At 60.2% G+C, this 22,260-nt stretch carries 17 protein-coding genes; 11 read left to right on the top strand and 6 right to left on the bottom strand.

Features of this window, described 5'->3' with window-relative positions; genetic code table 11:
• Positions 1 to 897: HpcH/HpaI aldolase/citrate lyase family protein (locus AC57BR_RS05650; RefSeq protein ID WP_496358783.1), on the bottom strand; the 897-nt coding region annotated here is incomplete at its 3' end.
• Between the two features lie 755 nt (positions 898 to 1,652).
• Here AC57BR_RS05650 and AC57BR_RS05645 point away from each other — a divergent pair.
• From AC57BR_RS05645 to AC57BR_RS05630, 4 genes are all read left to right on the top strand, one after another.
• Positions 1,653 to 2,357 carry a transporter substrate-binding domain-containing protein gene (locus AC57BR_RS05645; RefSeq protein WP_496358782.1) on the top strand — a complete coding sequence of 235 codons (705 nt, stop codon included), beginning with the start codon at positions 1,653 to 1,655 and terminating at the stop codon, positions 2,355 to 2,357.
• A gap of 38 nt (positions 2,358 to 2,395) precedes the next feature.
• Positions 2,396 to 2,998: a VOC family protein gene (locus AC57BR_RS05640; RefSeq protein ID WP_496358781.1), complete on the top strand. Its 603-nt coding sequence runs from the start codon at positions 2,396 to 2,398 to the stop codon at positions 2,996 to 2,998.
• Positions 2,999 to 3,153: 155 nt separating this feature from the next.
• A complete protein-coding gene (locus tag AC57BR_RS05635) occupies positions 3,154 to 3,951 on the top strand; it encodes an SDR family NAD(P)-dependent oxidoreductase (RefSeq protein WP_496358780.1) in 798 nt (265 codons plus the stop codon).
• 208 nt (positions 3,952 to 4,159) lie between these two features.
• The gene (locus tag AC57BR_RS05630) at positions 4,160 to 5,314 is read left to right on the top strand and encodes a CaiB/BaiF CoA transferase family protein (protein ID WP_496358779.1); all 1,155 of its coding nucleotides are present in this window, start codon (positions 4,160 to 4,162) and stop codon (positions 5,312 to 5,314) included.
• Between the two features lie 293 nt (positions 5,315 to 5,607).
• Here the strand turns inward: AC57BR_RS05630 and AC57BR_RS05625 are convergent, their stop codons facing one another.
• The 5 genes from AC57BR_RS05625 to AC57BR_RS05605 all read right to left on the bottom strand — a co-directional run bounded on the left by AC57BR_RS05625 (position 5,608) and on the right by AC57BR_RS05605 (position 12,328).
• Entirely contained in the window at positions 5,608 to 6,543 is a 936-nt protein-coding gene (locus tag AC57BR_RS05625) for a LysR family transcriptional regulator (RefSeq protein WP_496358778.1), read from the bottom strand.
• Positions 6,544 to 6,982: 439 nt separating this feature from the next.
• Positions 6,983 to 8,374, bottom strand: coding sequence for an MFS transporter (locus AC57BR_RS05620; protein ID WP_496358777.1), 1,392 nt, complete (start codon positions 8,372 to 8,374; stop codon positions 6,983 to 6,985).
• 341 nt (positions 8,375 to 8,715) lie between these two features.
• Positions 8,716 to 9,732, bottom strand: coding sequence for a zinc-dependent alcohol dehydrogenase family protein (locus AC57BR_RS05615; protein WP_496358776.1), 1,017 nt, complete (start codon positions 9,730 to 9,732; stop codon positions 8,716 to 8,718).
• Positions 9,733 to 10,198: 466 nt separating this feature from the next.
• Positions 10,199 to 11,137: a LysR family transcriptional regulator gene (locus AC57BR_RS05610; protein ID WP_496358775.1), complete on the bottom strand. Its 939-nt coding sequence runs from the start codon at positions 11,135 to 11,137 to the stop codon at positions 10,199 to 10,201.
• Between the two features lie 180 nt (positions 11,138 to 11,317).
• Positions 11,318 to 12,328 carry a zinc-dependent alcohol dehydrogenase gene (locus tag AC57BR_RS05605; protein WP_496358773.1) on the bottom strand — a complete coding sequence of 337 codons (1,011 nt, stop codon included), beginning with the start codon at positions 12,326 to 12,328 and terminating at the stop codon, positions 11,318 to 11,320.
• A gap of 525 nt (positions 12,329 to 12,853) precedes the next feature.
• Here AC57BR_RS05605 and AC57BR_RS05600 point away from each other — a divergent pair.
• The 7 genes from AC57BR_RS05600 (at position 12,854) to AC57BR_RS05570 (ending at position 21,760) form a co-directional block, all read left to right on the top strand.
• Positions 12,854 to 13,633 carry an SDR family oxidoreductase gene (locus AC57BR_RS05600; RefSeq protein ID WP_496358772.1) on the top strand — a complete coding sequence of 260 codons (780 nt, stop codon included), beginning with the start codon at positions 12,854 to 12,856 and terminating at the stop codon, positions 13,631 to 13,633.
• Positions 13,634 to 13,683: 50 nt separating this feature from the next.
• Complete coding sequence (locus AC57BR_RS05595) at positions 13,684 to 14,103, top strand: nuclear transport factor 2 family protein (RefSeq protein ID WP_496358771.1); 420 nt, start codon at positions 13,684 to 13,686, stop codon at positions 14,101 to 14,103.
• Between the two features lie 209 nt (positions 14,104 to 14,312).
• The gene (locus AC57BR_RS05590; RefSeq protein ID WP_496358769.1) at positions 14,313 to 15,464 is read left to right on the top strand and encodes an ABC transporter permease; all 1,152 of its coding nucleotides are present in this window, start codon (positions 14,313 to 14,315) and stop codon (positions 15,462 to 15,464) included.
• Positions 15,461 to 16,756: a sugar ABC transporter substrate-binding protein gene (locus tag AC57BR_RS05585; protein WP_496358768.1), complete on the top strand. Its 1,296-nt coding sequence runs from the start codon at positions 15,461 to 15,463 to the stop codon at positions 16,754 to 16,756. The genes AC57BR_RS05590 and AC57BR_RS05585 overlap by 4 nt, the downstream gene beginning before the upstream one ends.
• Before the next feature lie 63 nt (positions 16,757 to 16,819).
• On the top strand, positions 16,820 to 19,426 hold the full coding sequence (locus tag AC57BR_RS05580) for an ATP-binding cassette domain-containing protein (protein WP_496358767.1): 2,607 nt from the start codon (positions 16,820 to 16,822) through the stop codon (positions 19,424 to 19,426).
• 158 nt (positions 19,427 to 19,584) lie between these two features.
• Positions 19,585 to 20,115 carry a cupin domain-containing protein gene (locus tag AC57BR_RS05575; protein ID WP_496358766.1) on the top strand — a complete coding sequence of 177 codons (531 nt, stop codon included), beginning with the start codon at positions 19,585 to 19,587 and terminating at the stop codon, positions 20,113 to 20,115.
• Positions 20,116 to 20,257: 142 nt separating this feature from the next.
• Positions 20,258 to 21,760, top strand: coding sequence for an aldehyde dehydrogenase family protein (locus AC57BR_RS05570; RefSeq protein WP_496358765.1), 1,503 nt, complete (start codon positions 20,258 to 20,260; stop codon positions 21,758 to 21,760).
• The last annotated feature ends 500 nt before the right edge of the window (positions 21,761 to 22,260 follow it).

Raw genomic sequence — 22,260 nt, 5'->3', positions numbered from 1 at the left:
CAAGGCACGTTCAAGCGTGGCTCGGGCTGAAACGCCGTGTGCGGTATCGATCATCTGGCCGTCAAGTGCAACGGCCCCACGGCGCTCTGTATGCGCGTGTTCGAGAGCCTCGAGGACCCGTTCGGCTCTCTCTATCTCTTCAGTGCTAGGGCCGAAAGTCGTGTTTGCGGCCAGCACATGCGACGGATGTATCAGCGTCGCCCCGGCGTATCCGATATTTCTTGCCTGCTGGAGCTTCTCGTGCATCTCGTCCTCGCCGTGTCCCACTGAGGCCGAGACCATGGCGTAGGTGGCGCAGCCGGCAGCCCGGCCTTCGAGCTGGACGTGGGAAAGCAGGAACAGAGTCTCCAGACCGGATCTCGTGGGCGTGAAGCCGACCGATCGTGCGACGTCTCCGTCCGGGATCGTGCCTGTCATAAGGCTCTTGACCCGCTCATCGCAGCTGCCGAGTTCGAAGGCATTGCGGATACCTGCAGCACTCTCAAGCATGACGTGCACATCAAGTGGCCGGGCCCGGTTCGAGGTTTGCTCGAAGAGCTTGACCGTGTTTATCAGCATTTTCAGGTCGTCAACGCTCTCCGTCTTCGGAACCACCACACCGGCGCAGCGGGAGGCGACGATGGCCTGAACGTCCTCGAGAAGGTGGCCGGAATGTATTTCATTCATCCGGGCCAGCAGCGGCACGTCACCGTGGTCGTTCGCCTCGATTGATTTCAGGGCCTCCCTCGCGGCAGGCTTATCTGCTTCAGCAACAGCATCTTCCAGGTCGAGGATAAGAGCGTCCGCCCCGGCCTGGACACCGCTGCTGATCCACCGAAGCTTGGTAGCCGGGATAAATAGCAGTGACCTGAAAAGCTGACGCGAATTGGTAACAGCAGCGTCGGTTGAGATCGTCATTGGGCTCCCGTGCAAATCGAGATGAACGCTGGCCATTCAACGTCCATCGAGGAGTGACTCCCGGCTTTCACTCCGGTGATTCGAGTCACAAGTCATGTATGCCCATCCTCGGCGGTGATGAGACTGGACCGCAAATAACCGTTCCTGATACATCTATCACCCCCCGACATCAACTCAGGCACCACCACCAAAGCCTCGGGCGGGCCACCGAAGTCGATGTGTGCCTGCGGTGGCTCTCCAGTGCGGGCATTAAGTCGCAAGATGCTGTTCCAGCAAATCAGAACGACATCGGTCAAGAAACAGTGAAGGGCTGCCTCCCTGCGCCAGCCGGTACGGGGGTTCCCTGCAGAAACGGTGCACGGTAATCGAGGCCGCTCTAAGAGCGTCAGATCGAGCACGGCGCCTGTTTGATCAAGGCTGGGTTGGCGGTCGTGGCAGCTGCTGATCAGGTGATCCCTGATTGGACCGGCGCCGTCCAGGCCCATGCTAGAGTACGCACACCCGTGGAATGATGAGCCTCCCCCGCTGATAGCGAGGGGCCGATCGGCAGGTCGGGTTGGTGGCGGCGCAAGAGCAGGCGCGTCTTCTGCCCCCAATATCGATCTGCAACACCCCGTTTGGGTGAGGTGCCTGTGCTGCACTCACAGATCATATTGAATTCTTGCCGTCGAGTTCACCGATGAGTGCTCGGAGGCTCGGGAGGATCACGTCCCGGCGAAGAGTGCGCCTACGTTCGTTAATGAAAGGGAAGACCTGTGGCTGTCAAAGTGCCTAATCCGGAGATAGTGAAAGCTCTGGTCCCAACTGGAGTGCTGCGTGCGGCCATTAATTTGGGAAACCCGGTCCTGGCCCAAGGAGACGCTGTTAGGCCGACCGGCATAACAGTCATCCTTGCGCGCGAAATGGCGACATGGCTGCATTCTCCGGTTCAGTTCCTGTGCGTCAAAGCCGCCCGTGACGCGTACAGTGCGATGGTTGAGCGGAGGGCGGATGTATGCTTCCTCGCCAATGAGCCCAAGCGGCGCGAGCATGTTGCCTTCACTCCGCCCTACGTGGTTCTCGAAGGCGTGTATGCAACGCGACCACATGCCCCATTCGAAGGTGCGACGGAGGTCGATAGAGCTGGAGTGCGCATCGCGGTACGGCGCGGGTCAGCGTATGACCTCTACCTGACACGAACGATAAACGAAGCGCAAATAGTACGTGCTGAGTCGGAGACGGATGCCTACGCCCAGCAGGGCCTAGACGTTGTTGCAGGGGTTCGGCAACCTCTGACGGCTTACGCCACTTCATCCGGTGATCGCATCCTTGAGCCCCCATTTATGCGTATACAACAATCGGTCGGGCTTCCGCAGGACACATCCGATGAGGTCGTCGGCGTAGTCGCCGACTGGCTTGACCACATCAAGTCGACGTTGCTAATTCGCGAAGAGCTCAAGCGGATAAACGAAGGACCGTAACCTCTTCTGTCGGTGCGCCCGCGCTTGAGAAGTGATACATGTCAGAGCGTAATGGTCCCATCAGAAAATATGAATGGTTGCGGCCTTCCATCACGGGCTACTATGGGAATTGTTCGGTCTCCATGTGGGCTATTGACGTCCCGAATGCCAAGGACTCGAAACTGAAATTCCGTCATTTCTACCGCCTAAGAACAAAAAAGAGGAGCTGCATCCCAATGAGGTCCCGGATTCATCATGTGAACATTCCTGCTCTCAAATTTGAACAAACAATCGCCTTTTATCAGGACATTTTTGATTTGGTCAATTTGAACCCAAACTTCGCGACTGACTACAACCAGCGAGGGGGCACTCGTTTCGTAGGTCCGGAGACAGCGGAAACATCAGAGGGAGCCGAGTGGCCCACCATTCACATCTCGGAATCTACACCTCAGTACGCGAAGGCCGTGAGTGAGTTGGGGATCAACCCTCGTCTCAATGGGCATATCGCGATTGCAGTCGACGATATCGAGGAAGTGAAGTCCCGTCTGTCTGCCGCAGGCATCTTCTACGTGGAGGCCGGCCGCTGGGCCGTTCAGGACTACCATCAGATCTACACTTACGACCCCTCAATGAATCTCATCGAGATCAACCAGGCATTCTGACTGTACGGCGCGGCAGGCCACATTCGGATATAGGTGTCGAATCGTCATCGTCCCACTGGACATGCAGTCAGATCCTTCTCCATGCTGCGGTATTCTCCTAGGCTCCGCAGCAGGCCTGCCGTGCAATAAATCACAACGTGTGGAGAAGTGAATATATGGACTTGTTTTTGGCCGGCAAGAGTGCCATCGTCACGGGAGCGAGTAAGGGGATCGGGCTTTCGGTAGCCACTGCCCTAGCTCGTGAAGGCGCTAAAGTGACGATGGTCGCGCGGAGCGGCGATGAGCTGGAGCGTGCATGCGCTCGGATCCGCTCAGATGGTGGCCAGGCACTGGCTGTGTCCGCAGATACAACAAACGAGGCAGCCATCGGCGAAGTCGTTGCCAAGACCCTGCAGGAGTTCGGAAGCGTTGACATACTTGTGAACGCGGCCGCACAGGCTGCCGATGCGACTAAGTCCGCCGCCATCCACGACCTGCGCGGAGCAGACCTGCTGCATGAGATGGACACCAAAGTGCTCGGCTATCTCCGCTGCGCTCAAGCGGTGGTGCCCCACATGGCCGAGTCCGGGTGGGGGAGAATTATCAATGTTGCGGGTCTGGGTGCACGGTCGACGGGGTCTGTTTTCAACTCGATCCGCAATGTCTCTGTTGCAGCCATGACCAAGAATCTTGCAGATGAGCTTGGTGAGTCGGGTGTCAACGTCATTGCAGTTCATCCAGGCATGACGGTGACAGAACGGACTGAAGATCTGCTCGAGCGTATGGCCGTAGCGAGTGGTGAGGACGTGCCTGCGGTGAAGGAGCGTCTGGACAACGCCATATCTATCGGCCGGATGGTCACGTCTGCCGAAGTTGCAGATATCATCGCCTTCCTCTGCTCTCCACGCAGCGTTGCTATCACAGGCGACTCGGTACCCGTGGGTGGCGGCCAGCGCGGCGTGATCCACTACTGACAAACTGCGGGCTCATGTCCCGCTGCGTCGAGTTCTACATATCTGCCGCCCGCGAACGCCGAGGTCGGGCGGCAGGCCGAATCCATAATGTTCCCTCAAAATGTACATGCCTAGCGTGTCCACTGGGCCCGCAGACTCTGCGGGCGGGCCGGCAGGCCGACTTACCCACTAGCAACGCCGCACCCGTGGCTGGGGGAGAGGAGTAGACGTGGCGTCCCTGCCATTGGAAGGACTCATGGTAGTCGCGCTCGAGCAGGCAGTTGCCGCTCCATTTGCGACGCGACAACTCGCCGATCTGGGCGCCCGAGTGATCAAGGTCGAGCGCGACACTGGTGACTTCGCCCGAGGCTACGACGACAAGGTCGACGGCATGGCCAGTTATTTCGTCTGGCTGAATCGCAGTAAGGAATCTATAGTGCTGGACCTTAAGTCGGACGGCGGTCTGCAGGTCCTGCGCCGGCTCGTCGAGAAAGCCGACATCCTCGTCCAGAATTTGGCCCCCGGAGCCGTCGAACGTATGGACCTCGGCCCGGATCAGGCGCTGGAACTGAACCCGCGCCTGATCCACACTTCCATTTCAGGCTACGGCCGAGGCGGCACTTACGCGTCGAAGAAGGCCTACGACCTACTGATCCAGTGTGAATCCGGACTGCTGTCCGTGACGGGCACGCCGGAGAGTCCGACCAAAGTTGGCGTGTCCATCGCAGACATCTGCGCCGGGATGTACGCCTACTCGGGAATCCTGACCGCCCTGATCCAGCGCGGCAAGACCGGACATGGCGACGTCATCGAAGTATCGATGCTGGAGGCACTCGCCGAATGGGTCTCACAGCCCTACTTCTACTCCGAATACGGTGGCCAACCTCCACGTCGAAGCGGTGCCGAGCACGCTTCGATTGCGCCCTACGGCCCCTTCCTCGCCACCGACGGAACGGTCTTCTTTGGCGTGCAGAACGAACGTGAGTTCAAAGCTTTCTGCTCCGAGGTACTTGGCAGTCCCGAACTTTTCGCAGACCCTCGCTTCCAGGGCAACGCGGCCCGCGTGGCCAATCGACCTGCCCTGCACGAGGCCATCAATGCAGTCTTCACAGGATTATCCTCTGGGGAGGTCCTGCGGCGGCTCGACAATGCCGGAATCGCCAATGCGCGCTTGCGCACCATGGCAGAACTCTCCGCCCACCCTCAGCTCGCCGAGCGTGAACGCTGGCGCAACGTCGAGTCGCCGGTCGGCCTGCTGCGCAGTCTTGTCCCCCCGGTGACTTCCCGCGAGTCGGCGATCCGCATGGATCCCATCCCTAGGATCGGTGAGCACACGGCAACCATTCTGGCGGAGCTGGGCATGACGGAGGCTATCGGAAGGTAGCCGCCAACCTATGAGGAGGCGAGAAATTGGCCAGGCAAATTATGGCATGCCGCAGCGAACGCAAGGGTGCTGCTCCGGTCCATTCTTACGCATCGGAATTCGCCAACGTCGGCCCGCGGGCGTGCCCTGCAGTCGTTGTGGGTTGAGGAGTTGTGGAGCTGCCGATGGGGAACGGGGTGCGCCACTCGCTTAGGGCCAGAGTGAGTTCACTGTCAGTTCGCATGGCATCCAACCGATCTGCCCAGTGTGCATTCGCCGCGCAGCAGGACCCCAGTGGCGGCTCAAGGTTATGGTTAAGGCGTCTCCATGAGCGTGGCGGAGGGCCACTCGCCTGACAAAACCAGTCGCCGCGATACCTGCAGTAGCTCGGCGGCAACAGCTTCGACAGCACGAGGTATCCGAGCTGTCCGCGGCAGGCCTATTACCACAGAGCGCGACACGCTCGGCTCTGAAAGAGGGGCACCGCTAAGCTTGCCTTGCTGTATGTCTCGGGCCACGCCCGCGGCGGGCAGGATAGTCCAGCCCCGACCGGCCATCACCATCTGCTTCTGAATGTTCAACGAATTGGTCTCGACAATGATTTTCGGCTCGAGAGGGATGTCCGCCCGCGCCTTGTCGATGAGCGTGCGTAAACTGTGTCCGACGGTTGGCAGGATGAGTGGTTCACGGAGTACCCGCTGCCAGGTGCCCTGCTCCGGTGGCAGTAAGCCCGCGTTGGGCGGGGCAACCGCCCACAGGAGCTCATTGAGCAAGGGCTTCACACGCATCGCCGTAGTATCTGCCACATTGTAGAGTAGGGCGACGTCGACGATACCGTCGTCCAACCATTCGTTGAGATGGCGAGAGACTCCTGACAACAGGTGGAGCTGCACCCCTGGCAATTTCTCTGCCACCGAATCGACAAGCGCGGGGACTATCAGATCCAACAGACTCTCGAGCACCCCTACCGAAACTAGTCCCGTAACTTCGCCCGGCACCGGAGTCAGTTCGGTTCGGGCACGCTCCAACTCTTGCAGCGCACGGCGGGCATGAGAGAGGAAGACTTCACCAGCTGACGTGAGAACCATGCCATGACGCGTGCGCTCGAAGAGCGCGACGCCCAGCTCGTCCTCAAGTGTCTTTATCTGCCGCGTCACGGCTGGCTGCACGAGATGCAACAGCTGAGCAGCGCGGGTGACACTCTCGACTTCGGCCACGGTAACCATGGCAATGAGCTGCTTCATCTCCATAGGAACTCCTTGGCTTAGGATGCAATGACCCGAACCTATGGATCCAGGGAGCCGCACTCTCCAGACGACGAACTAGGAAGTCGTAGATTTCTGATCACGTTCACTGTCGGTTCACTGGTGGGAAGGCGCATGCCTACGGTAACACAGTGCCCAAGATGTGTATGGGAGAGCGTTTCCTTCAGGGTTTGGAACAACGTCATCCTCCGGATTGTCGCTCCTGCGAAATTTGGCTGGGTTCTTCACTAACTCCCGCCCGAAGGGTAGCTTCATCCCGCACTTGTCGGCACCTTACGAACCCTACAGGGGTGCGAAAAAGCTGCAATTCGCGACGTTGATTGTCGAACCATGGCCGGCGCGCTGTCGTCCGAATCGTATTACGTTCCATTCCTCGGCCAGCAAGGGTCTGCATGCGCATCGGCAGCCGGGACCCGCTCTTGCGTTAGCTGACCACAACGTCAGGCCGCCCGTCCGATGTCCGGCGGGCATGGGTTTTCATGGCGTGGAAAAGCAGGGCGCCGAACACCACCGCGCAAAGGAGCGCTCCTATGGCGAAGGTCGTACTTATTCCGGACCCAGTTGGGTGCCCGGTCGGCGCCATGTTGGCCGCGAGCACAGCACCGGAGATGGCTGTACCGAAGGAGCTGCCCACCGTTCGCAGGACTTGGTTGAAGCTCACCGAACTGCCCAATTCTGCGGTCGCGACGCTGCGGGCGATGAGCGCCGGCATCGCGGCGTAGCTGGCCCCCATTCCTAAGCCGAATATCAGCGTTCCAACCAGGATTTCCCAGAGCTGGGTGTGGGCAAGCCATAGCAGCATTCCAGATGCCATCACGGTGCCTGCGCCGATTGGCAGCAACATCGTAAGTGGAAGCCGGCGTGATAGGCGGCGAACGAGGCGGTTCGCGGTGAAGCTTCCCACCGAAAGCGGAAACATCACAAATCCGGCCCAGAACACGGGCAGCGCGATGCCGTAGCCGGTAGAAGCCGGTGCTTGAGCGACGAGACTTGAAATCGATAGGCCTATGTATAGGGCAGCACCCAGCCCTATTGCTGCACAGTTAGCCAGCAGTACCTCCCCGTTCCGGAGAACACGAAGATTGACCAGGGGATGCCGCTTCCGCAGCCCGGTCCCGACCCAGGCTGTCAATATAAACGCTGTGAAGATAAATACACCAATTGTCCACACTGAGCCCCACCCCCAGCTCGACCCTTCACTGACAGCAAGGAGCAGGCCAGCCAAACCCAAACCGAGAAGAACCACACCCTGGTAGTCGAACGGCACCCGGGCTGCCCGCGCATCTGTCCCGGCGGGAATGGCCCCGAGCACCACAATGAACGCCGTAACCACGAACAGCGCGGCGAACCAGAACGCGAACCTAAAGTCGAAAAGCCCGGCAATGACTCCGGTCAGGGGATAGCCAACACCGAGGCCGGTAGCCACTGTCACTGACAGGCTGGATATGGAGACCTGTACTTTTTCCGGCGGGACGTATCGGCGCGCGAGGGCGATCGTCACCGGAACGATTGCATAAGTGAGTCCCTGAAGCGCTCGTCCGATCAGAAACACCGTGAAATTCGGGGCGGAGGCGGCAAGCACGGACCCCACGAAGATAGCCGCCAGTGAGCAGAGGAGGAGGCCCTTCTTGTGCGGGCCGTCGCTGAGGCGCCCCAAAACAGGAGTAGCAACAGCACCAACTAGAAGGTTTATGGTCAACATCCACTGCGCCGTGCTGACGGAAACATCCATCTCACTGGCAATGGACGGCACCAACAGCATGCCTAATGAGCTCACGACCGCTGTCGAAAGCGCCGCACAAATCAGCGCTGGCATCAGTCTCAACCGTCTCGCCGACTCACCCACCGGATGCCTCCGCTCCTGGCTTCCGAAAAGTCGGCATGATCGTTGCTGGACCGTTGCAAGGTCCCGACTGCCCGCTCCGGAGAAAGGATATCCGAGTCAGGTGTCAACCAGTCGAAGGATTCAAAGTTGTCGGTGAAGAATTGATTGAATATGCGCATAGTATTTCCCCTCGGAGCATCCCTCTGACTTGTTCAAACGACTTTCCGCAACTCGTGCCTCAAAGCCACCACTGGGTCACATGCGGGGACTGCTTGATGCGGGCTTGATGTGCAGGCCATCGCAGGCTACTTCTCCAAGCCCCGTCTGCCCTACTAATTGGGCAAGAAAACGCCCTTGCCATCGCTCTGACGGTCGAACCACTGGTACGCCTCCGCGGCCTGGCTCAGCGTCCAGCGCTGGGTAAAGAGGGCGTCGACATCAATACCGCGGTCCAGCACGAAGTCCGCAAGATGTGACATCTGCACGGAAGAGAGCGTCCAGGAGGTCTTGGCCGTGATCTGTTTCGTCAACTGCTCCGTCATGTCCACCTGCAGCCCCGCTCCTCGCCCGATCCAGCACACGGAGCCCCAGAGGCCGAGTACCTGCAACGCTTGCTGGGTGGCGATGGGCGCTGCCGAGGTCTCGAGGCTCTTTGTGGCGCCACGGCCGCCAGTAAGAGCGAGCACTGCATCCTGGACGGAGTCGACCTCGCGGGGGTTGATGGTTTCCGCGGCACCGAACTCTTGCGCGCGCTGCAGTCTCTTCGGTTCGATGTCGAGAGCGATCACCTTGGCGCCCATTGCAGTCGCCAGTTGAGTCGCGGAGAGGCCAACGGGACCCTGCCCGAAGATGGCGATAGTGTCGTCGCCCCGCACATTGATCATCTCGAGCGCACCCCAGGCGGTGCCCGTACCGCAACTTATGGCAGCCGCTGCCTGAAAGGTCAGACCCTCCGGCAGTGGCATGACAGTCGAGAAAGGCATCTTGATGAAGTCGGCATGGCCTCCGTGAACATTCAGGGCCAGTGCGCGTAATTCCTGGCGGCAGAGGTGTGTCCATCCCGAGCGGCACTGGTCGCAGCGATTGCAACCGATGTAGTGGTGGATCATCACGGCACGGCCGACCCACGAAGTGGGCACTAACTCACCGACGGCTACGATCACTCCGGCCGGCTCGTGACCAGCGATAACGTCCGCCGCTGATCCCCGGGGCTTGCGGTACTCGTGCAGATCGGATCCGCACATACCAGAAGCGCGCACCTCGACAACGACCTCCTCCGGGCCGGGAGTGGGATCGGGAAAGTGCTGTAGTTCTAGTTCGCGGTCTCCGCGGAAAACGACTCCTTGCATCGGAATCTCCTGATTCTTCTCAGATGAATGTGTGCGTCCCAACGTTGGTTCGCCAGACGAATCGTCGGTCAGTGCTTGTGGTTTCAGGGGGAGTGCGTCCTCTTGGGCGCGGGAAGCCGAAGGTCACCGGCGCCGTCGGGACCAAAGGCCGCAACGGACGAGACTCCCTTCAGAAGCTGTCTCGAGGAGATCTAGGACATCCTTCGAGATCCCGCCCCCGCTCCAGCGCGACGAACGCGTGGAGGCATTTCCATCCGAACTGGGGATCTGCTTCTGCCGACCCGCCGCGTCCGTGAACTTTTCTACTCGGAACGTGCATCGCCGGACGCTTACCATAGTAGGCGGTGATAGAAGGCTGCGATATTAGTATTTGCTGATGGGGGCATATCGAACTGACATAGCCGCATTTGCCTAGATGCCAGACCCCGCGTCCCGGCCAGGCAGCAGCATGTACTAAGGGAAGTCACTACTTAGGTGCGTCCAGTAGTGTGGCGGAGGGCCACGCGCCTGAGACCACCAGGTGGCGTGAGACTCGCAGCAGCTCGGAGTTGACGGCTTGGACGGGGCGAGAAATGCGGGGCGTGCGCTGCAACCCCACTACAACGGAACGCGACAGACTCGGCTCCGCCAGGGGCGCACCGCTGAGCTTCCCCTCTTGGATGTCTCGAGCGACGCCCGCTCCGGGAAGTATGGTCCATCCGCGCCCGGCGAGGACCATTTGCTTCTGAACGCTCATTGAGTTTGTCTCGAGGGAGATGTCCGGCTCGATGGGAATATCACACCGAGCCTTGTCGATGAGCGTGCGCAGTCCGTGACCGAGAATCGGCAAGATCAATGGGCTGCTGAGCACCCGGTGCCAGGTGACGTCCGCTGTAGGCAAGAGCCCCACGTCAGCGGGAGCAACCGCCCACAGACGCTCGGAGAGCAGCGGCTTCACGCGCATAGCCGGCGTATCTGCCAGGTTGTACAGCACCGCAATGTCGACAACTCCGTCGTCCAGCCAATTCTGCAGATAGCCGGAGAATCCTGACATCACCCGGAGCTCGACTCCGGGAAATCTCGCCGCAACTGACTTGGCAAGAGGGGAAACTAGCACATCGAGCAGACTCTCCAGCACACCCACAGACACCACCCCGGTGATTTCACCTGTCTGCGGTGTCAGTTCAGTACGCGCACGTTCCAACTCCTGGAGCGCACGGCGTGCGTGAGAGAGGAAGACCTCACCGGCTGAGGTGAGAACCATGCCGTGACGTGTCCGATCGAAGAGCACGACGCCCAGCTCGTCCTCGAGCGTCTTGATCTGCCGCGTAACCGCCGGCTGCACAATATGCAGCATCTGAGCAGCGTATGTGACACTCCCAGCCTCGGCCACGGTCACCATGGCAACCAGCTGCTTCATCTCCATGCGACCTCCTTGCCTGATGAGCTGTGTACAGGACATGCGACCGCACCGGGCAGCCTCAGCCTCATGCGAACAACCGCTGAGTCGCCGCGTCACCTGGGGGTGTCACCTCGCTAGGTCACGGCCAATTGTGAATCGGTACTGTTGCCATGCAACTGACCGTTCTTGTGGAGAAACGGGAGCCTACGGCGCCAGGAGCACTTTTGAGGCTTGGCGTGTTGCAGTGAGATGGATGGCATGGTCCAGCTCGTCCAGGCCTACTGCTTTCACGTCTATCGCTGCAAGCCCAGTGGCTTTGGCCAGCATTTGCGGCACGTTCTTCCAGTCAGAGATGTCGTGGGCCCGTGCGCCGACGAGGCTTTTCTCAGTCATAGCGAGCCTGCCGGAGTTGATCTCGACAGGGTGCGCAGGTAGGCCCACACAGACGACTGTTCCGCCCGGGGCGACGAGCTCGACCGCTAGTGAAACCGCGGACGCATGGCCAGCTGTCTCGAAAACGACGTCGAAAGTGCCGGCGACTTGATCGGTATCGCGGCCGACGATCCTGATTTCGTCCACGCCCATAGAAGATGCGAGCTCCAACTGGTGAAGATCGGCTTCGGTGCCGATAGCTGTCGTTGACACGCGCTCAGCCCCCAGTGCTGCAATCGTCATCAGCCCTACAGATCCAGGGCCGACAACGGCCACCTTCATACCGGGCTGCACAGACCCTCGCTTCAGCGCGTGCAGGCCCACTGCAAAAGGTTCCGCAAGGGCAGCCACGGTATCAGGGACCTCGTCCGGCACGATAGCAACGTTGCGCTGCGGCACAACGAACCGCTCAGCGAACACGCCATCAACGTCCAAGCCCAAGACTTTGAGACGCTGGCAAAGCATGGATCTGCCCGCCAGGCAGGGAGGACACGCGCCGCAAACAACGTGCCCAGATCCTACGACCCTGGACCCGAGTGGGAGGCCGCTTCCTGGCCCTGATGCGATGACTCGTCCCAGATACTCGTGACCGATGATCTGCGGGAAATTGGGCCGATATGTCGCCTGCGCTGCTGCGTTCCACTCGACGAAGGACACATCCGTACGACACAGGCCGCCGTAAATCAGTTCTAGGAGAACCTCGTCTTCACCGATCTGAGGCACCGGCATTTCGCGGAGCTCCACACCGCCCGGGGCGGCTTCTTTCTTCACAAGGGCTCGCATTGTTCCTCCTGAACTTAGGTCTCTACGAAGTTGGATGGGTGAGTCGGGAAGAGGTAGAGCAGGGACTGATTGCACGTCACGTAGGAGCTGCGGTCCCTGCAGCGGTCACGGTCCTGGCTTCTGTGCCAGCGGCCACACACCTACGGTCACGCCCAGACTCACAGCACCCATACTGCCCAGCTATACCCGCCTTCGACAAATAGCAACTATTGATGCCTTCATCAATTGAACACATGCATCTTTGGGGCAACTATGTCCCATGTCTGGCGCGGGATTCAGGCGCAAAATGGATCTGACAGAGAAGTTCCGGCCTCCGCCGCCCAAGCAACTGAAGCGATGAGGGGAAATCATGGGCCCATCACAAAAAGTCATTTGCCGGTCAGTTTGTTCACGCTTCATGATGGGACGTAGCGAACTGTGATTGGGGTCACGGACGTTGCAAGGGCATCAGCCCTCTCACCAGAATCGAGTACGTCGGCTTCTCCTCGATAGAGGCAGGCGGCGTTGGATGGAGAAGCAAACAGTATGGCTACCCAGGATTTTTCAGGCAAGGTTGCAATGGTGACCGGTGGCGGGAGCGGCATGGGCCGTTCCACCGCACTCGCCTTTGCAGCAGCTGGGGCGCGTACCGTGGTCGTTGACTTGTCGGAAGAGTCCGCCCGGGCCACCGTAGACCTCATCAAGGAACAGGGCGGCGAGGCAATTGCTGTGCGGTGCGACGTAACCCGGAGCGAAGACGTAAAGGCCGCGCTGGAAGATACGGTCGCGACGTACGGACGTCTCGATGCGGCGTTCAACAACGCTGGCCTCGAGCATGGGCTCATCGCGACGGCTGAGATCCCTGACGCTGAGTTTGACCGAATAGTAAGCGTGAGCCTGAAGGGGGTCTTCCTTAGCATGAAGTATCAGATCCCGCTTATGCTCGCCAACGGCGGTGGTGCAATCGTCAACAACTCGTCCGCGGCTGGGCTGAGCGGGTTTAAGGGGCAGGCCGCCTATAGTGCCGCCAAGCACGGCATGGTTGGTCTCACTAGGTCAGCTGCACTCGACTACGCTCCGAAAAATGTGCGCATAAACGCTATTTGTCCCGGAATCGTCGACACCCCGATGATGGATCGAGTCACAGGCGGCACCTCGAATGGACGTGCTGCGGTTATCACAATGGAGCCTATTGGGCGCATGGGCCGTCCCGAGGAGATCGCGGATACCGTGCTCTGGTTGTGCTCCGATGCGGCATCGTTCGTAGTCGGCCATGCATTGTCGGTCGACGGGGGAATGAGCGCAGGCCATTTTGGCGAACGCTAATCACTTCCAAACCGGCAGTCGGTACAAATCACCTGAAACTGCCGAACATAATGAAGGAGAACCTGGTGCGTGCCAGCGAATCAACAATTGAATTTCTGACCAAGTACTACGCCGCCATGGAGGCGAAGGACACGGCGCGGTGCAGAGCGTATTACACCGACGACATGACAGTCACCTTTGCCAACGCTCCCAAGCTCAAGGGCGCGGACGCCTTCGTTGCGACAATTGCCGGCCTGCTTGAACAGATCGAAACGCTTCATCATGACGTCATCGCAGCATGGGAGGAAGACGGCGGCGTCTTGATCTTCGAGTCTGTTGCGACCTGGACATTCCTCGATGGCAGCTCCCTGACTATCCCGGCTTGCTCGGTGTGCAGGATGGTCGACGGTAAGTTCTCGGACCAGCAGGTCTACGTGGACAATGCGCCGCTGTTCGCCGCCCTAGAACAGGACGAGACGGTAAAGGCCTGAGAGTCTATCGCTCACGGCCGGAGGACGCCAGAGGCCAGGCATAACCGTCCTCGACTAAGGGTGATGACATGCGGCCGTTCTTTATATCTTCACAACCGAAAATTTCAGTCTAGGGACGCCGATGTCTCTTGCCGCTTCGCGAACTCGGCGCCACAGCCCGAGATCGACGGACTCGCAAAGCGCTTGACGCTGAAAAGAAAAGGTACATTGTGCACAAATACGAACCGATCTCGGAAGTGACCGAGCGGCGGGACTCGGAAACTCCGTTATCCCAGCCGGGCGGGGCGACGGCGCCTTCCGGCCTAATCACCGATCTAAAGTATCGGTTTCCCGGGCGATACATAGCAAGCTGGGGAGCGTTGGTGCTTGCCCTGTTGGTAATTGCCCTCGTTGTTCCGGTCGCACTCCGCCCTGACGGACTTAGGGTCGCAACGGCGCTCGCTGGAGTGCTGGCACTTGCGTCGTTCGGGCAAATGCTTGTCGTAATGCTGGGTGCGATCGATCTTTCGCTTCCTGCCGTAATCACGTGCTCTGCAGGAGTAGTGGTGCACTACGGAACACCGGGGTCGAATCTCCTCGCGGTTGTCGGCGGAGCACTCGCGATCGCCGTCGTGATCAGCCTTTTGAATTGGTTTTTCATCTCTGTCATCCGCTTGAACGCCATCATCGTCACGTTGGCCACCTTTGGCATCGTTACCGGCGGGGTCGTGCTATGGACCGGCACGTCCTTCTCACTCACCGGTCTGGCACCGACAGACCTGCAGAATTTCACCCGCTGGTCCGTTCTGAGCCTCAACGGCTCCTTCGTCGTTGCGGTCGCGGTCGGCGTCACTATCGCACTGGTTCTGTCCAAGACCCGCGGCGGGCGGCAAGTTGGCGCCATTGGGGCAAATAGGCGGGCGGCGCGGTTTCACGGCATAAAGGTCCGTCGCGTCGAATTCTTTACTTTCGGGGGCGTCGGACTCCTCTACGGCCTCGCCGGCGTCCTGGTGGCGGGTATTGTCGGGACGCCGGACACCTCGGTGGGCACGCCCTACCAACTCGCCACCATCACCGCGGTCGCTATTGCAGGTACAGCGTTCAACGGTGGCCCGTCCAGCACGGCCAGTGTTCTGTGTGCTTGCTTGTTTTTGCAACTGCTCGATCAAGCTCTTTCCATCTACGGGTTCGCCGCCGGCCCCCGGGTCGTGGCACAGGGTGTCGCCCTTGTACTCGCGGTATCGGCGATCACCCTCGGGCAATTCGCACTCTCCGGCTTGCGCTGGAGCAACCGCGGTATCCATCGAGGCGGCGGACCAAACCGTGAACAGGGCGTGGAGTCGAAGACGACCCCGCCACTTAATATCAAGGAGACAATATGAAAACTACTGGCGCGGGTTGGACTGAAATCCGACGGACCCGCTTCTCGATGCCCATTGTGGCCGGCGCTGTGTTTGCCACAATCCTCACCGGCTGCTCGAGCACGACGGGGGCCAGCACTACCGGCACGGTCTCGCACGGCGTCCCCGCGGATTTGATCACTGCGTCCTCTGTGGATTCCAAACAACTCGCAGCGACAGCGAAGAAGGCGCTCCTGGCCGATGTGCCGGCCTCTGAGCTTCCCCCGGTCGTGGCCGACGCGTTCGCAGTAGCGTCAAAGCCACTAACTGACGCCCAGCTGCAGCTACTCAAGACCTGCTTGAGGCAGCGCTCCTGTGACACTGGGCAGGGAACCCTGACCGTGGCGATCAACGCCGACTTTACGAACAATCCAGTGTGGAGCACCCGCCGGGCTGAAGCGACGGCCCAGGCCCTTGCCTACCCCCAGGTCAAGCGAATTATCTTCACTAGCTCGTCAAGCGGGAACATTGCAGAGGTGCTTGCCAACCTGCGAAGCCTCATCGCCCAAAAGGTCGACATTATTGTGGAAGATCCGGTTTTCGGTGCCGCCATTTTGCCGGCGGCGAGGGAAGCGAAGGCCGCGGGCATCACCTTCGTCACCGCAAACTCGCCTCTTCCCCCCGAGGCGGCAGAAATGGTCGCGGCGCAACTTCCCTATGACCTATGCGGTATCGGCACCGATGCTGCGAAGAAGATTGTGGCCGAGGCGGGAACCGGGTCGAAGTCATATGCGTTTTACACCGGCGTCCCGGGAAATGCCAATGCGGCTGAGTGGCAGCCCTGCGCAGAAAAGGAACTGACAGCGGCGGGCTGGAAACAGGCGGTATCCGGATTCACGCAGTGGACAGGGCAGGGCGAGACGCAGGCAGCCAACGAGCTTCTTGCCTCGGGTAAGGATGTCTCCGCGATGTTCTACGACTACAGCGCTGATGCCTTCCTGCGGCCCTACATCAGTGCTGGCAAGACTCCACCTGCCTCATTTGTCGACACCGCCAACTATTCCGCCTTCGATGTCGCTGACGATGCGAAAAAAGCAGGCCTCAGCTCAGCGAACTACGTATCCAACGGGCACGTTTGGTACGCCCGTATGGGGGTGACCGCCGGCGTCGAGATCAAGCTCGGTGTGAACGTGCCGAACAAGGTTCTCGCACCTGTCCCCGTAGTCGCGCTCGCTGACATTCGTGACCAAAACGTAGCGGGGATGCCGTCTAACGTGCCGCTACCAACCCTGCTCAGCCCTGAGCTGGCCAAACTGGCTCTCTCTGCCGGTTGAGTCGTGTGTCCGTTGGCGGTCGGGTCCAGATCTTAGAAAGCCCGACCGCCAACCCAAATAACTATGTGGACCTACCCACATAGGGGAGAACTGCTAATGATGAAAGAACAAATTATGGTGACTCCGGATGGCGGGACACGCACTTCGTCGAGTTCTGACCCGGCCCTCGTTCTGACGAACGTGTCAAAGTCGTTCCCTGGTGTTAGAGCTCTCACGGATGTCGACTTTGACTGCCAGCCTGGCGAGGTGCATGCGCTCGTCGGAGAGAACGGGTCAGGAAAGTCGACGCTGATCAAGATTGCCGCAGGTGTCTTGACGCCAGATAGCGGATCAGTGCTCATCGAAGGACAATCGCTGTCGCGAGGCGGAATCCGGCAGGCACGGCGCCTAGGGCTCGAGACTGCATACCAGGACACTTCGCTTGTGCCGGAGCTGACAGTCGCAGACAACATAGCACTATCCTTTGACGCCGTAGGCAAAAAGCGGCCCGGCGACTTGAGGAACCTGTTAGCCGCCTACCAGCTGCCATTCGATCTGTCTGCCACCGTCTCCGCGCTCGGGCCGGGGGCCCGTCAACTCCTTGAAGTAGCTCGAGCTATGAGCCATCGCCCGCGCGTGTTGCTACTTGACGAGCCCACTGCAGCGCTGGATATGAGGCTGGCCAGTCACCTAGAGGAACTGGTGCGAACCGCCCGAGATGAGGGCACTGCCATCGTTTACGTCAGCCATCGTTTGGAGGAAGTCCGTCGCCTTGCCGATCGGCTGACGGTTCTTCGTGACGGCGTCATCCAAGGGACCCACAGGTCCCGCGACTGGCATGTGGACGACATAGTGGAGCTCATGGTTGGTGCACCAACCGAACTGGAGTTTCCTCAGCGTGGCAATCGGCCGTCGCCCAGGCCGCGTCTCGAAGTCCGGGACCTTGCCGGGCCCGACTTCGGCCCTGTGTCGCTCGTGGTCAATGGTGGGGAGATCGTCGGGGTCGCCGGTGCGGAAGGCAACGGTCAGCGCGCTTTGCTGCGTGGGCTCATCGGAATCAGTCGAAACGATGGCGAGATCGCTGTCGACGGCGAGGTGCTTACTAGTCCCAATCCAGCCAGTGCGTTGCATGCAGGCATCAACTTCCAGAGTGGTGACCGGGCCGCGGAGTCCGTTTACGGTCCACTTCCTGTGATGGATAACCTCACGATACAGTCCGGCGAAGCCAACGGGCCGGGCGGTCTCGCTTTGCTCCGGAGGCTGAAGGGCGCTTGGAACCGCGCGGCGGCTCAGTTCGGTATTGTCGCCGCGTCGCCGTTCCAGCCGATCAGTGCACTCTCCGGGGGTAATCAACAAAAGATCGTTCTTGCACGGACGACCCTCCAAACACCGAAGGTCCTGGTTGTTGACGACCCGACCCAAGGCGTCGACGCACGCGCCAGGATGGACATCTATAGGATGCTCTCAGATGCCGCCGAAGACGGTACCGCTGTGCTCGTAAACTCGTCTGACTCATCTGAATTGGCGGGCTTGTGTGACCGCGTCTACGTCATGTCGCGGGGAGAAATCAGCGCCGAACTAGTCGGACCGACAACCGAGGCTGAGATCGTTCGTAGCTTCGTGAGCGCCGGCGGAATAGCGGAGCGGTCGGACTCACGGGCCACTGGGTCGGGGTGGTTCGCCCGGTCGCTGGGCCGAGTGACCCCCTACGTCCCAATCATCGTTCTGCTTCTGCTTTCGGCGCTCCTAGCGATATACACGGGCGCTCACTCGCCCGTATTTTGGACGGGATCGAACCTGGCCAACCTAATGCTCCTGAGCCTTCCCCTTGCGTTCGTCGCACTGGGACAACAATTCACCCTGCTGTCGGGAGGCTTCGACATATCTGTGGGTGCCACGATGAGTCTCACTGTGGTTCTAGCATCAATGACGCTTCCCAATCTGAGTCCTGGATCGCTGCTTGTCACCGTGCCTCTGGTCCTTCTTGCAGCGGGACTCGTGGGTGCCTTGAATGCGCTACTTATCGGGCCACTCAAGGTCAATCCAATCGTCGCAACTATTGCGACGCTTGGCATCATTCAGGGCATCGCCATCGTCCTCCGGCCCCAGCCAGGTGGCCTGATCGCTCCTGATCTCGGCACGGCCTTCAGCATGGGCGTGGGCTTTATTCCGGCCCCGTTCATAATTCTGGTAGTCCTCACCGTTGCCCTTGAGCTCTGGCTGTACCGCACCCGGGGTGGGCTCGCGCTCCGCGCAGTCGGGTTCAATTCGCAGTCAAGCGACCGCGTCGGGCGGCGTTCGGTCCTGGTTCGCTCGGCAGGTCTGATTATCTGCGCAGTCGGAGCAGTAGCAGGCGGCATCTGCCTCGCCTCGCTCACCGGAATCGGTACCAATGACGTGGGTGCCGGGTATTCGTTGCCTTGCTTTGCCGCGGTTTTCCTTGGCGGCGCGGTGCTCACCGGGGGCCGCGGCTCCTTCATTGGCGCTGTTCTTGGCGCGCTCTTCCTTTCCCTGATTGATAACGCGACCCCGTTGCTCAACATCCCCGACGGGGCTAAGCAGACCCTCTACGGAGCCATTTTGATCATCGCGGTGGCCGCCTATGTGGGAGTGGAGCGCCTGCGGAATGGTGCAGGCCGAACTGGTGGTAAGCGTTCTGTACGAAGCACGGAACAGAAGGCACATGTCTAGTCAGTCAGTCTGGATACGCCATCCCAGCATTCTTGGTCGAGAAGGCCGCACCCTACGGGCGCTCGCAGACCACGTAACCGCTCTCACCGGCTACCCCTACAACGCACGAGTAGCCGGCCTCTGAAACCGGCACGCACCACAACCGAAAGGAATACATCATGTCAGGCGAATACCGCGACCTACGCGCACGACGGATCGTGACAGGCTTGGACGACCAGGGGCGGTCAACGATCGTCAGTGACGACTTTACCGACACTCGTCTCGTCACCGACGCCTTCATGCGCAACGACATCTGGCAGGCCAAGGAAGTCCCCGGCTCAGCCCTCGCAGAGAATACCCTTGCCGAAGTCGCCGTCATTCCCCCGCCACCACTGGGTTACACCTACAACCTCACCGCCTTTCCGCCAGATAGCGAGTGGGATTACGAGGCTGGCTATGCGCAAGCGCTGGCGAATGCGGCCGCCTCGGAGTCGACGAGTCCGACGGACATTCCAGGCATGCACACCACGGAGACCGTCGATATCGTAACGCTCATCTCCGGTGAGCTTTGGGCGATTCTCGAGACCGGTGAGACGCTGCTCAAGCCGGGTGACACGCTCGTCCAGCGAGGCACCAAACATGCTTGGCGAAACAAGGGCGACGTGCCCGCAGTCATGGCGGCCATCCAGATCTCCGCGACCCGCCCGTGAAGGCCCGCGATCTCTCGGGCGACCCAATGGGCTGCTTGACGGGCTCCAGGAGTCGCCGAACGGTTCGTTCAGTGCAGGATCGGCAAAGGCGTCTTCCATTTCTAAATCTACGGAATGTCAAAGGTCAGGTGAGAGGAAAACAATGACCACCACACCGCAGCAGAACTTCGCTCCGTCCGAGCAGGCCCAAGGCTTCTTGTCCCGCGACGTGCACCAACTCGTCATCGACGGCCAGAAGGTCCCGGCCGCGTCCGGGAAGATAATGACAACCATCAGTCCGTCGACGGGTGAAGTCTTGGCGCAGCTTGCTGCCGGCGATCAATCCGACGTCGACCGTGCGGTCCTGGCTGCACGCGAGGCGTTCAAAGGTCAGTGGAGTACATGGAGCCCCTACGAGCGCCAGGCTCTGCTGAACCGGGTCGCCCAGGTCATGGACGAAAGATTCGAGGAACTGGTCCAGATCGAGGCCATGGACATGGGCGCCCCCGTCTCGAGGTTGCGCAACACCAAGGCCTCCTTGATGAAGATGCTCTCGTTCTTTGCTTCGCAGGCAACCAGCATCAGCGGTGAGACGCTGATGAACGGCATTCCCGGCAACGTCACCACGATGACGCTAAAGGCGCCGGTTGGGGTGATTGGCGGAATCATCCCCTGGAACGGTCCGCTCAACAGCCAGTTCTGGATCATCGGGGCAGTTCTGGCCAGCGGATGCACCGCTGTACTGAAGCCGGCCTCCGAAGCTTCACTGTCGGTGCTGCGGGTGGCCGAAATCCTGCTCGAAGCCGGGGTGCCAGCGGGGGTGATCAATGTCGTCACTGGCTCGGGCAGGGAAGCTGGTCATGCGCTGGCGGCCCACCCGGACGTTGACCGCATCGCTTTCACTGGATCGACTCAGACCGGCCGCAGCATCATTCAGGCTTCCACCGTAAACATCAAAAAGCTGCAGCTGGAACTGGGCGGCAAGTCGGCAGACATCATCTGCTCCGACGCGGACCTGGACAAGGCCGTGCCCGGAGCTGCCATGGGTGTTTTCGCCAACTCCGGGCAGATCTGTTTCGCCGGCACCCGGGTGCTGGTTCAACGGCCCATCGTTGAGGAATTCACCGAACGGCTGCTGGCGTTCATGCAGACCCTGCGGGTAGGGCACAGCCTGGACACCACCGCCACGTTGGGCCCGGTCATCTCCCAATCACAGTTGGACTCGGTGCTGTCCTACATCGATATCGGCCGAAACGAAGGGGCCGAACTGCTCTGCGGTGGCCAACGGCTTGAGGGTGACCTCGGGAGCGGATATTTCATGCAGCCGAGCGTCTTCGGCGGCGTGACCAACGAGATGCGAATCGCCCGTGAAGAGATCTTTGGGCCGGTTCTGTCGATCATGCCGTTCGACGACGTTGACGAGGCCATCGCTATCGCAAATGACAGCGAGTACGGTCTCGGGGGAGCGGTTTGGTCACAAAGCCTGTCCACCTCCCTTCGGATAGTCCAGGGCGTGCACACAGGCACCATGTGGGTCAACTGCTACGGCTACATCGATCCGCTCGTCGGATTCAGTGGAACGAAGCTCAGCGGCTATGGCTACAAAGGCACTGCAGCGCACATGGACACCTACCTCTACACCAAGAGCGTCTACATGCAACTGTGACCATCTGAGGACGGCGCAGTACGATGGTCGCCCACCCTGAGGTAAATGCCCCGTACCGGTACAGATTGCGCAGCGGACCCGGCGGGTATCACCCGCCAAGCCTGTGCTCGAAGCCATAGAAGGAGAAGCACGGCTCCGGAGTATTCGGCGCCTCAGCCTTCGCAGCCTCCAGCGTCTCCTTCCCTTGCGGAGGTCGCGGCCGACGCGCAGCTCGTTCCTGAGACTAAAACGTGCAGGTGGAGCCCATTACCGGCTTTCCCCGTGGCGCCAAGGAGTGGCGAAATGTTCGTCAAACGCCCTTGGCTCGTGACCGCTGAGAAAGCAGAAATGTCTGGCGACACCGGATTTGGTGTCGCCAGACATTTTGGGTTCTGCGGTGCACGCTGCGTCCAAGGGCCTCCTGCAGAAGCGCTGTATAACGGGTGGGCGGAGGATGGGCTTATAGGACCTCTGACTCGAATCACCGGCGTGAAAACCGCGAGAGACACTACCCGGCGGGC

Source organism: Arthrobacter sp. BGA-UO-ETr-C19 (genome assembly GCF_059568005.1).
This window is presented reverse-complemented; position numbering and strand designations above follow the sequence as displayed.

What these genes read in the sequence shown, in the direction of transcription:
- AC57BR_RS05640 (WP_496358781.1), top strand. Translation starts at nt 2,396, where the DNA reads ATGTCAGAGCGTAATGGTCCCATCAGAAAATATGAATGGTTGCGGCCT.
- AC57BR_RS05635 (WP_496358780.1), top strand. Translation starts at nt 3,154, where the DNA reads ATGGACTTGTTTTTGGCCGGCAAGAGTGCCATCGTCACGGGAGCGAGT.
- AC57BR_RS05625 (WP_496358778.1), bottom strand. Translation starts at nt 6,543, where the DNA reads ATGGAGATGAAGCAGCTCATTGCCATGGTTACCGTGGCCGAAGTCGAG.
- AC57BR_RS05620 (WP_496358777.1), bottom strand. Translation starts at nt 8,374, where the DNA reads ATGCCAGCGCTGATTTGTGCGGCGCTTTCGACAGCGGTCGTGAGCTCA.
- AC57BR_RS05615 (WP_496358776.1), bottom strand. Translation starts at nt 9,732, where the DNA reads ATGCAAGGAGTCGTTTTCCGCGGAGACCGCGAACTAGAACTACAGCAC.
- AC57BR_RS05610 (WP_496358775.1), bottom strand. Translation starts at nt 11,137, where the DNA reads ATGGAGATGAAGCAGCTGGTTGCCATGGTGACCGTGGCCGAGGCTGGG.
- AC57BR_RS05605 (WP_496358773.1), bottom strand. Translation starts at nt 12,328, where the DNA reads ATGCGAGCCCTTGTGAAGAAAGAAGCCGCCCCGGGCGGTGTGGAGCTC.
- AC57BR_RS05600 (WP_496358772.1), top strand. Translation starts at nt 12,854, where the DNA reads ATGGCTACCCAGGATTTTTCAGGCAAGGTTGCAATGGTGACCGGTGGC.
- AC57BR_RS05595 (WP_496358771.1), top strand. Translation starts at nt 13,684, where the DNA reads ATGAAGGAGAACCTGGTGCGTGCCAGCGAATCAACAATTGAATTTCTG.
- AC57BR_RS05585 (WP_496358768.1), top strand. Translation starts at nt 15,461, where the DNA reads ATGAAAACTACTGGCGCGGGTTGGACTGAAATCCGACGGACCCGCTTC.
- AC57BR_RS05580 (WP_496358767.1), top strand. Translation starts at nt 16,820, where the DNA reads ATGTGGACCTACCCACATAGGGGAGAACTGCTAATGATGAAAGAACAA.
- AC57BR_RS05575 (WP_496358766.1), top strand. Translation starts at nt 19,585, where the DNA reads ATGTCAGGCGAATACCGCGACCTACGCGCACGACGGATCGTGACAGGC.
- AC57BR_RS05570 (WP_496358765.1), top strand. Translation starts at nt 20,258, where the DNA reads ATGACCACCACACCGCAGCAGAACTTCGCTCCGTCCGAGCAGGCCCAA.